Annotated in this window: 10 protein-coding genes and 1 pseudogene; 7 read left to right on the forward strand and 4 right to left on the reverse strand. The window is 68.4% G+C overall.

Going from position 1 to position 8,728, the window contains the following annotated elements; translation table 11 throughout:
- On the reverse strand, positions 1-1,303 hold a 1,303-nt coding region (locus EP26_RS28140; RefSeq protein WP_043344184.1), incomplete at its 3' end, for a UDP-glucose dehydrogenase family protein.
- 270 nt (positions 1,304-1,573) lie between these two features.
- Between EP26_RS28140 and EP26_RS28145 the strand changes: the two genes are divergently transcribed.
- From EP26_RS28145 to EP26_RS28155, 3 genes are read left to right on the forward strand one after another with little or no spacing between them, the layout of a single operon-like run.
- Positions 1,574-2,806, forward strand: a complete 1,233-nt coding sequence (locus tag EP26_RS28145; RefSeq protein WP_043344188.1) for a Coenzyme F420 hydrogenase/dehydrogenase, beta subunit C-terminal domain — start codon at positions 1,574-1,576, stop codon at positions 2,804-2,806.
- 42 nt (positions 2,807-2,848) lie between these two features.
- Positions 2,849-3,103 (forward strand): Lrp/AsnC ligand binding domain-containing protein, encoded by a 255-nt coding sequence (locus tag EP26_RS28150; RefSeq protein WP_043344189.1) that lies wholly within the window; start codon positions 2,849-2,851, stop codon positions 3,101-3,103.
- 58 nt (positions 3,104-3,161) lie between these two features.
- Complete coding sequence (locus EP26_RS28155; RefSeq protein ID WP_043344192.1) at positions 3,162-3,428, forward strand: hypothetical protein; 267 nt, start codon at positions 3,162-3,164, stop codon at positions 3,426-3,428.
- A 3-nt stretch (positions 3,429-3,431) separates the two neighbouring features.
- Here EP26_RS28155 and EP26_RS28160 read toward each other — a convergent pair whose 3' ends face one another.
- Genes EP26_RS28160 through ggt form a run of 3 tightly spaced genes read right to left on the reverse strand, consistent with a single transcriptional unit; the run spans position 3,432 to position 7,038 of the window.
- Positions 3,432-4,928, reverse strand: a complete 1,497-nt coding sequence (locus EP26_RS28160) for an amidase (protein WP_043344194.1) — start codon at positions 4,926-4,928, stop codon at positions 3,432-3,434.
- Positions 4,925-5,419, reverse strand: coding sequence for an O-acetyl-ADP-ribose deacetylase (locus tag EP26_RS28165; RefSeq protein ID WP_043344197.1), 495 nt, complete (start codon positions 5,417-5,419; stop codon positions 4,925-4,927). The genes EP26_RS28160 and EP26_RS28165 overlap by 4 nt, the downstream gene beginning before the upstream one ends.
- A 5-nt stretch (positions 5,420-5,424) precedes the next feature.
- Positions 5,425-7,038 carry a gamma-glutamyltransferase gene (ggt, locus tag EP26_RS28170; RefSeq protein ID WP_043344200.1) on the reverse strand — a complete coding sequence of 538 codons (1,614 nt, stop codon included), beginning with the start codon at positions 7,036-7,038 and terminating at the stop codon, positions 5,425-5,427.
- A 108-nt stretch (positions 7,039-7,146) separates the two neighbouring features.
- Between ggt and EP26_RS28175 the strand changes: the two genes are divergently transcribed.
- The 4 genes and pseudogenes from EP26_RS28175 to EP26_RS35700 form a co-directional block, all read left to right on the forward strand.
- Positions 7,147-7,488 (forward strand): tRNA-binding protein, encoded by a 342-nt coding sequence (locus EP26_RS28175; protein ID WP_043344206.1) that lies wholly within the window; start codon positions 7,147-7,149, stop codon positions 7,486-7,488.
- Positions 7,488-7,964 carry a xanthine phosphoribosyltransferase gene (gene gpt / locus EP26_RS28180; RefSeq protein WP_043344203.1) on the forward strand — a complete coding sequence of 159 codons (477 nt, stop codon included), beginning with the start codon at positions 7,488-7,490 and terminating at the stop codon, positions 7,962-7,964. The genes EP26_RS28175 and gpt overlap by 1 nt, the downstream gene beginning before the upstream one ends.
- A 205-nt stretch (positions 7,965-8,169) precedes the next feature.
- On the forward strand, positions 8,170-8,619 hold the full coding sequence (locus EP26_RS35695) for a hypothetical protein (protein WP_157033884.1): 450 nt from the start codon (positions 8,170-8,172) through the stop codon (positions 8,617-8,619).
- 12 nt (positions 8,620-8,631) lie between these two features.
- A pseudogene (locus EP26_RS35700) lies at positions 8,632-8,728 on the forward strand (IS5/IS1182 family transposase); the annotation flags it as partial.

Below are 8,728 nucleotides of genomic sequence, written 5' to 3' on the forward strand. Positions count from 1 at the left end.
ACGGGCGGCCGATGCCGGAGTAATCGAGGCCGGCCTCGCGCATGGCCTCCGGGTCCCAGGCGTTGCGCAGGTCGAGCACCACCCGGCCCCGCATCGCATCGCGCAGCCGCTCCGGCGCCATCGAGCGGTACTCGTTCCACTCCGTCAGCAGCGCCACCGCATCCGCCCCCGTCACCGCCTCCAGCGGCGTCGCCGCGAAGGTCACCGCGCCGGGCAGCGACTGCCGCGCCTGGTGCGGCTGCGGGTCGTGCACCGTTACCTTGGCGCCGGCCGCCACCAGCTTCGGCAGGATGACGAGGCTCGGCGCGTCGCGCATGTCGTCGGTTTCGGGCTTGAAGGTCACGCCCAGGATGCCGATCGACTTGCCCGCCACATCGCCACCCAGCGCCGCGATGATCCGGTCCGCCATCGCCTCCTTCCGCGCGTCGTTCACCGCGATCGTCGTCTCGACGAGGCGCACCGGCGCGCCGGCATCGCGCGCCGTCATCGCCAGCGCCAGCGTGTCCTTCGGGAAACAGCTGCCGCCGTAGCCCGGGCCGGCGTGGAGGAACTTCCGCCCGATCCGCCCGTCGAGACCCATGCCGCGCGCCACGTCATGCACGTCGGCGCCCACCTTCTCGCAGAGGTCGGCGATCTCGTTGATGAAGGTGATCTTGGTCGCGAGGAAGGCGTTCGCCGCGTACTTGATCAGCTCCGCCGTCTCGATGCTGGTGGCGACGATCGGCGTCTCGATCAGATACAGAGGCCGGTACAGCCGGCGCAGCGTGGCGAAGGCCACGTCGCTCTCGGCGCCGAGCACCACGCGGTCGGGGCGCATGAAGTCGCCGATCGCGTTGCCCTCGCGGAGGAACTCCGGATTGCTGGCGACATGGATCGTCAGGTCCGGCCGCACCCGCTGCACGATCTCCTTGATCTTCTTCCCCGTCCCGACCGGCACCGTGGACTTGGTGACGAGGACGAGGTCCTTCTTTGCCGCCCGCGCCACGCCCTCGGCGGCGGCGAAGACATATTGCAGGTCGGCATGGCCATCGCCGCGGCGGGACGGCGTGCCGACGGCGAGGAAGACGCAGTCCGCGCCCTCCATCGCCTCTTCGAGCTTCGTCGTGAAGCTGAGCCGGCCATCGGCGACATTCTCTACCACCAGCTTGTCGAGGCCGGGCTCGTAGATCGGGATCACGCCGCAATGCAGCGCCTCCACCTTCGCCGGATCGGTGTCGACGATGCAGACCTGAATGCCGAACTCGGCAAAGCATGCGCCGGAGACCAGGCCGACATAGCCGGCACCAAGGACCGCAATGCGCATATTTCCTACTCCGTCTGGGGGCGTCCGTAAGCCGGGTGCCTAGCCCGCCGCCGCATGGCATGCAACGAAACCGGCCCGGAGCGCAGGTCACGACAGGCGGCGCCACGCAGTCGTGGTCGACCACTCCCACGGAGCCGGCGGATAGCTGCAACATGGCCGCCGAAGGCGTGGATCATGCGGCGAGACAAAAGCCGGACCACGATCCGCGATGCATTCGTCGCGAATCGTGGTCTACTGGCCGTCATCGGCAAGGAGGCGCGATAACCAGCCATGGACCAAGCTGCCCTCCACCGATCTCCGCTTCGCCCCGCCGTCCCGCGCAGCCTCTGCACCGACTGCGGCATCTCCCGCAGCGCTGATCCCGGCGCCTGCGGCCGCGCCTGCCAGTTCATCCGCCCCGACTATGCCAAACTCGAGGCCCGGGTCCATGGCCGCTCGCGCGATCCAGCCCGGCCGGACGAACTGCACTTCGGCCCCTTCCGCCGGATGCTACGCGCCGCCCTCGTCCCGCCCCGTCCGGGTGCGCAATGGACCGGCATCACCACCCGCATCGCCGAGCGGTTGCTGGAGACGGGCGCCGTCGATGCCGTCCTCACCATGGCCCCTGACCCTGAAGACCGCTGGCGGCCCGTCCCCGTCCTGGTCACTCGCCCCGAGGACTTGGCCGGGTGCCGCGGCATGCGCATGGGCTATGCCCCGTTGCTCGCCCTGCTGGAACCCGCCCGCGCCGCCGGCCACCGCCGCCTCGCCGTCATCGGCATCCCCTGCCAGGTTTATGCCTTGCGCGCCCTGGAAGCGGAGCTCGGCTTCGAGCGCCTCTATGTCATCGGCACGCCCTGTTCCGACAACACGACGACCGAGAATTTCCACCGCTTCCTCGCCCTGCTGGCCGAAGACCCGGCAACCATCACCTACCTCGAATTCCGCGCCGACTACCATGTCGAGCTGCGCTTCGCCGATGGCAGGGTGAAGGCCATTCCTTTCCTCCAGCTCCCGCTCTCCCGCCTGCCAGGTGATTTCTTCCCCCTCACCTGCCGGAGCTGCGTCGACTATACCAATGTCCTGGCCGATCTAACGGTCGGCTACATGGCCGGCGAGGGAGAGCAATGGCTGCTGGTGCGCAACGCCCGAGGCGAGGAGCTGCTCGGCCTGATCGAGGGCGAGCTGCGCCTATCGGCCCCTGGCTCGGCCGGCAAGCGCCAGGGCGCCGTCCGCGGCTTCCTCGCCAATACCAAGCGCGCCGCCGGCGGCCTGCCACTGCGCCGCATGCCGGCTTGGCTGCGCCCCCTGGTCGGCTGGCTGATGCCGCGGATCGGGCCCCGCGGCCTGGAATTCGCCCGCGCCCGGCTGGAGATGAAGGCCGTCGAGACCGTCCTCCACCTCCGCCGCGAGGTGCCGGCGCGAATGAAATCGATGATCCCGCCGCATGTCTGGGCGCTCGTCGCCCCCTACGGCCTCGCTCCCCGCCCCGGCGAACGGCCGGGGACTCGGGATACCGGCTGAACCGCGCTAGAACACCCGCAGGACACAGATAAGGAGTGGCTGATGCGCGCCATTTTCGTGCAGATCAAATGCGAGATGGGCCAAGCCTACCGCGTCGCCCGCACCATGGCCGACACCATTCCGGAACTCTCCGAGATGCACTCGATCTCCGGCCAGTACGACCTGATGGGGAAATTCTACCTGGAGCCGGACCAGGATATCGGCCTTTTCGTGGTCGAGACACTGCAGACGGTGGCTGGGGTGAAGGACACCTACACGCTCCAGACATTCAACGCCTTCTCGGCCACGAGAGATTGAACAACCCTGCCACGCAATCGCCGTGAAGCTGGGGTCTCATGGCCGTAAGGAGAAGGTCATGATTCATCGTTTCGCTGCCGCCGCCCTGCTCTCGTCCAGCCTGCTGCTGGCCGGGTGCCAGAACCCTGACGGCTCCACCAACTGGGGCAACACCGCGTTGCTCGGTGCCGGTGTCGGCGTCGCCGCGGCTCTGGCCGCGGGCGCCGCGAGCGACAATCCCCGGCCCTATTACGGCAACCGGGGTTACCATCGGGCCCCACGCTATGGCTATGGCGGCGGTTACGGTGGCGGCTATGGCTACGGCCGCCCCTACCGCGGCTGGTAGTCTTCAGTCGAAGGTCCGGAACTCCGCCATTCCGCTGATCGGCGGGGCCTGGCGGAGGGCCGCCAGATCCGGCACCGGCCGGGCCAGCATCGCATCGCCACGGCAGGCCGCCTCGATCGCCGCGGCAACGCCGAGCACGAAGGCATCGCCGCCCCGCGGCCCGACGATCTGCAGGCCGAAGGGCATGCCCTTCGCATCCAGCCCCATCGGCAGGCTGACCGCCGGGTGGCCGGTGAGCGTCACGTAATAGGCCAGCGCCAGCCAGTGGAAGTAGGTCCGGGTCGGCTGGCCGTCGATCTCCTTCGGGTAGAGCTCCCGCCAGTTGCGCGGGCTGATGGTGATGGCCGGCGTCACCAGCACGTCGTGCTCGGTGAAGAAGCGCTGGAAGTTGCGGTAGATGCGCGTCTGCAGCTGCGCCGCCCGCGCCCCGTCGGCCAGGCTGTAGCGCAGCCCCTCCTCGACATTGGCGATGACATTCGGCCCGCAATCCTGCGGCCGGGTACGGACCTTCTCGGCGTGCGCCGTCAGCACGCCCTGCGCCCGCAACACCTCGAAGGCCTCGTCGCCCCCGGAGCAGTCGGGATGCGCCGCCTCCGCCCGGGCGAAGAGCGGCGAGAGGGCCGCGACCCGCGCGCGGAAAGCCTCACGGACCACCGCCTCGGTCGGCGCCTGGCCGAGATCCTCGGAGAAGGCGAGCTTCAGCGTCGAGAGGTCGAGGCTGCGCGGCGGGCTGAACAGCGCCGGCTCGCCGCGGACGGTCCGCGCATGCAGCGTATAGGCCAGCGGGTCCCGCGCATCGTCGGAGGCGATGGCGGAGAGCATCAGGCAGGCATCCGTCGCGTCCCGCGCCATCGGGCCGAGCACCGAGAGCGGCGTCCAGCCATGTGCCCGCTTCTCCGAGCAGACGAGGCCCGGGCTCGGCCTATAGCCGAGGATGCCGTTGAAGGAGGCCGGGTTGCGCAGCGACCCGCCGGTATCAGATCCGGAGCAGAGCGGCGCCATGCCCGTCGCCAGCGCGACCGCCGAGCCACCGGAGGAGCCTGCCGCCGAGCGGGTGTTGTCGAAGGCATTGCCCGTCGCGCCATGCACCCGGTTGCGGGTATTGGCGCCGAGGCCGAATTCCGGCGTGTTGGTCTTGCCGATGACGACGCCGCCGGCGGCGCGGATGCGCGCCACCATGCCGCAATCCTCCTTCGGGACGAAATCGGCGAAGATCGGGCTGCCATAGGTGGTCAGCAGCCCCTTGGTCTCCTCGAGATCCTTGATGCCGACCGGCAGCCCATGCAGCGCGCCCAGATGCTCGCCTTGCATCACCGCCGCCTCTGCCGCGCGCGCCTCGGCGCGCGCCGCCTCGTCGTCGCGGGCGACGATGGCGTTCACCGCCGGGTTCACCTCGTCGATCCGCCTGAGGCAGCTCTCCAGCAGTTCGACCGGCGAGAGCGCGCGCCGCCCGATCAGCCGCCGCGCCTCGACGGCGCTGAGGTCGCAGGGTTCGGTCATCCGGCAAGTTCCTTCTCGTAGAGAGCAAGCGTGCGGTCGTCGAAGCAGGCGAAGACGACCTCGAGCGGCCCGTGCGCGACCAGATTCTCCCGCACCGTCACCACGGCGATGCGGACGGCCTGCTCGGGCGGATATCCATAGATACCGGTGGAGATGGCCGGGAAGGCGATGGAAGCCCCGCCCGCCGCCCGCAGCAGCGCGAGGCTTGAGCGGTAAGCCGAAGCCAACAACCCCGGCTCGCCCGCCGTCCCGCCGCGCCAGACCGGCCCGACCGCGTGGATGACGAAGCGCGCCTTCAGCCGGAAGCCCGGGGTGAGCCGCGCCTCCCCGGTCGGGCAGCCGCCCAGCTTGCGGCAGGCCGCCAGCAACTCCGGCCCCGCCGCGCGATGGACGGCGCCATCAACGCCCCCACCCCCGCGCAGCCCCTCATTCGCCGCCGTCACAACAGCATCGACATCGAGCGTCGTGATGTCGGCCCGCACCGCCTGCATGGCGATCAGAACCCCAGCGCGCAGCCATCCTTCCGCGGATCGCTGCCGCCGACCAGCAGGCCCGCCTTGCGGTCGATGAAGATCGCCTGGCCACCGCCATGCGGCTTGTCGATCAGCGCCACCTCATGCCCGAGCCGGCTGAGCCGGTCGAGCACGGTGGAAGGGATGTTCCGCTCCACTTCGACCACGCCCTTGGCCGGAGAAGGGAAGAGACGCGGGCAGTCGATCGCCTCCTGCACGTCGAGGCCGAACTCGAAGTGGTTGGTCAGGAACAGGGTCTGCCCCATCGGCTGGAAATGCCCACCCATCACGCCATAGGGCATGATCGCCTCCCCGTCCTTCATCACCATCCCCGGGATGATGGTGTGCATCGGCCGCTTGTTGGGGGCAATGCAGTTCGGGTGCCCCTCCTGCAGGCGGAAGCCGTAGCCGCGATTGTGCAGCATGACGCCCGACTTCTCGGCCAGGATGCCGCTGCCGAAGCTCTCGAACAGGCTGTTAATGAAGGAGCATGCATTGCCCTCCTCATCGACGACGCAGAGATAGACCGTGTCCTTGTGCTTCGCGAGGTCGCTGGTCCCGGCCGGCGGCATCATCTTTATCGCCCGCTCGTCGCTGATGAGGCCGCGCAGCGCCGCGAGATAGGCCGGGTCGGTCAGCGCCGCGACCGGCACGTCCACCTGCGCCGGGTCGGCAAGGAAGGCATCGCGGTCGCGATAGACCAGCCGCGCCGCCTCGATATGGCGATGGTAGCGCTCGGCGCTGATCGGCCCCGCCTCCGGTGTCTCGAAGCCGTCGAGAATGCCGAGCAGCTGGAGCACATGCAGGCCCGAGCCATTGGGCGGGCACTGGTAGACCTCCATCCCCCGCCAAGCGGTCTTGATCGGCTCGACGAACTCCGCCCCGCGCAGGCTGCGGGCGAAATCCTCCTCCGTATGCAGCCCGCCGAGAGCCCGCAGCGTGGCGACCATGTCGGCCGCCACCTCGCCCTCGTAGAAGCCGCGCGCGCCCTTCGCCCCGATGGCCCGCAGAGTCTTGCCGAGCTCCGGCTGGACGAAGCGGTGGCCGATGCGCGGCGCCTCACCATCGACCAGGAAGCGGCGCGCCGAGGCCTCGTTGCCGCGCAGCTTGCCGGCGGCCACGGCCCAGTCGGCGGCGACGCGGGCATGGACAGGCCAGCCCTCCTCGGCGCAACGGATGGCCGGGCGCAACAGCTCGTCCAGCTCCTTCCGGCCATAGGTCTTGTTCAACAGCTCCCAGCCCGAGACGGCGGTCGGGATGGTGACCGCATGCGGCGAGGTCGGCTCGAGCGCGCTCACCTGGCGCGAGCGCAGCGCCTCCGGCGTCGCCGCGGCCGGCGCCCGGCCGGAGCCGTTCAGCGCGATCACCTTGCCGGTGCCGGCCGGGGCATAGAGGCAGAAGCAGTCGCCGCCGATGCCGGTGCTCTGCGGCTCAACCACGCCCAGCACGGCGACAGCGGCGATCGCCGCATCCAGCGCGTTGCCGCCCTTCTGCAGAACCTCGAGCGCGGTAAAGGTGGCGATCGGCATGGACGTCGCGGCCATGCCGCGGGTGCCGTAGACGGCGCTGCGGCCGGGGGCGTGGAAGTCGCGCTTCATGTTGCTCGTCCGTCCTGTAGCGTTTCCGTCAGCTGGCGTTTTGGCGGCAGCGGCCCGCTTCGGCAAGCCGCCTTGCTCCTGCGCTCCCGCCCAGGCTATTTCAAACGCATGAGCGAGCCCATCAGCTATGCCGATTTCGAGCGGGTCGACATCCGCGTCGGCACCATCACGGACGCCCAGCCCTTCCCCGAGGCGCGCAAGCCGGCGATCAAGCTGTGGGTCGATTTCGGCGGCGAGATCGGGGTGAAGCGCTCCTCCGCCCAGCTCACCGTCCACTACAAGCCGGACCAGCTGATCGGCCGGCAGGTCCTGGCCGTGGTCAATTTCCCGCCTCGCCAGATCGGCCCCGTCATGAGCGAGGTGCTGGTGCTCGGCGTACCGGACGAGAACGGTGCTGTCGTGCTGCTGAAGCCCGACCTTGCCGTCCCCAAGGGCGGGCGGATGTTCTGATGGCGCAGAAATACTACACCGTCGGCTGGGAGCAGCTGCACCGCGACAGCAAGGCGCTCGCTTGGCGGCTGATGGAGCACGGCCCCTTCAAGGGCGTCGTCGCCATCACCCGCGGCGGCATGATCCCCGGCGCCATCGTCGCCCGCGAGCTGGAATGCCGCCTGCTGGAGACCGTCTCCGTCGTCACCTATGACGAGGAGGCGATGGGCGAGCCGCAGGTGGTCAAGCCGCCCGTCGCCGCCGGCGATGGCGAGGGCTGGCTGGTGGTGGACGATCTGGTCGATACCGGCACCACGGCGAAGGTCGTCCGCGCCCTGCTGCCCCGCGCCCATCTGGCGACCGTCTATGCCAAGCCCGCCGGCAAGCCGCTGGTCGACACCTTCATCACCGAGGTGAGCCAGGACACCTGGATCCTCTTCCCCTGGGACACCGAGGCGCAGTTCGTCGCACCCATCGCGCGGAAGGCCGGCAAGTAGTAGTCATCTAATAAGCCTTTGATTTCTGTGCATTATTAATCGCTCTCCGCTTAAATTTCAGTGACTAATTCTTAGGCACTGGTTGAATTGTGGTTGACTTATGGTGTTTTATCGTTGAATTCGACTAAGGTCCGTATGGGCCATGTATGGGTTGACGGCACCTCATACATTTCCATACAGGGTCACTAAAACCCCGAGCCCTCCAATGCCGAAAATTTGCCTCCGAACCCAAGCCCCTTCCCTCACCTGCCCTGCCGATAAAACCCAGGTCTATTATACCGATCTCGAAACACAACGACTCCGCCTGCGGGTGGCCCGCTCCGGACGGCACGTATGGGATTGGCGCTGTGCCGACCGGACCGAAGTCCTTGGAGTCTACGACGCGACGGGCACAAGCGGCCTGACCTATCAGGAGGCTAAAGCCAAGGCGGACCGGCTCAACGCGGCGCTGGACCGCGGCCATAGCGTCGAGGTAGCGATCGCCACCCCGCCGCAGGTGCAGACTGTCGGCGAGATGATGGATCACTACCTAGAAAATAAGGTCCGCGATACCAGCCGGGTGCGCCGCCAAAAGGAAACATACCGAGGCACCCAATCTGCTAGGCTCTGTTGCACAAATGGCCTGAGGGGGATTCATCTCGTGAATCCAGCGTGATAGCTGGACGGCATGAGCAGACCGACACCGCCGACTTACAAGACCAGGAACTGGCCTGCCTACAGCGACGGGCTCAAGCGACGCGGCTCGCTAACGATCTGGCTCGATC

This window comes from Belnapia moabensis DSM 16746 (assembly GCF_000745835.1).
Lineage (GTDB): Bacteria > Pseudomonadota > Alphaproteobacteria > Acetobacterales > Acetobacteraceae > Belnapia > Belnapia moabensis.

Excerpts from the sequence above, each read along its gene's own strand:
- EP26_RS28145 (WP_043344188.1), top strand. The coding sequence starts at position 1,574 with ATGGACCAAGCTGCCCTCCACCGATCTCCGCTTCGCCCCGCCGTCCCG.
- EP26_RS28150 (WP_043344189.1), top strand. The coding sequence starts at position 2,849 with ATGCGCGCCATTTTCGTGCAGATCAAATGCGAGATGGGCCAAGCCTAC.
- EP26_RS28155 (WP_043344192.1), top strand. The coding sequence starts at position 3,162 with ATGATTCATCGTTTCGCTGCCGCCGCCCTGCTCTCGTCCAGCCTGCTG.
- EP26_RS28160 (WP_043344194.1), bottom strand. The coding sequence starts at position 4,928 with ATGACCGAACCCTGCGACCTCAGCGCCGTCGAGGCGCGGCGGCTGATC.
- EP26_RS28165 (WP_043344197.1), bottom strand. The coding sequence starts at position 5,419 with ATGCAGGCGGTGCGGGCCGACATCACGACGCTCGATGTCGATGCTGTT.
- ggt (WP_043344200.1), bottom strand. The coding sequence starts at position 7,038 with ATGAAGCGCGACTTCCACGCCCCCGGCCGCAGCGCCGTCTACGGCACC.
- EP26_RS28175 (WP_043344206.1), top strand. The coding sequence starts at position 7,147 with ATGAGCGAGCCCATCAGCTATGCCGATTTCGAGCGGGTCGACATCCGC.
- gpt (WP_043344203.1), top strand. The coding sequence starts at position 7,488 with ATGGCGCAGAAATACTACACCGTCGGCTGGGAGCAGCTGCACCGCGAC.
- EP26_RS35695 (WP_157033884.1), top strand. The coding sequence starts at position 8,170 with ATGCCGAAAATTTGCCTCCGAACCCAAGCCCCTTCCCTCACCTGCCCT.